This is a genomic window from Citrobacter sp. VF227, from assembly GCF_052950715.1.
Genome location: NZ_JBRFVF010000627.1, coordinates 1 through 433 on the forward strand (window position 1 = coordinate 1; position 433 = coordinate 433).

Annotated in this window: 1 protein-coding gene; it reads left to right on the forward strand. The window is 68.6% G+C overall.

What is annotated here, in order from left to right:
* Nucleotides 1–321: hypothetical protein (locus ACU8YC_RS28250; protein ID WP_446896429.1), on the forward strand; the 321-nt coding region annotated here is incomplete at its 5' end.
* Nucleotides 322–433: the final 112 nt, after the last annotated feature.

Consider the following 433-nt stretch of genomic DNA (forward strand, 5'->3'; position numbering starts at 1 on the left):
CGGAACGCCAACGGCACGACGCCGAACCCGCGCCTGACGACGGCGTATCAGAACACCAACATCGCCGACGGCAACACCGCGCGGAAGGCGCTCGACGCGCTCACCGCCGAGGCGTGCGCCAACACGAAGGCGGTCAACATCTCGATCTACACGATCGGCTTCAGCGTCCCGACGGATCCGATCGATTCGGCGGGGCAGACGCTGCTGCGGAACTGCGCCTCGTCGCCCGACCAGTTCTACCTCGCCAACTCGTCCGACGACCTGATCAAGGCGTTCAAGTCGATCCAGGCGAGCATCGGCGCGCTGCGGCTCACGCAGTAGTCGCGCCGGGTCGGCCGCCGGATCCGGCACGCGGCCGGATCCGGATCAGTCGACGCGGTATACGCGCTCGCTGTGCCCGTGCGGCTCCTGGCCCTCGAGCGACGCGGTTGTG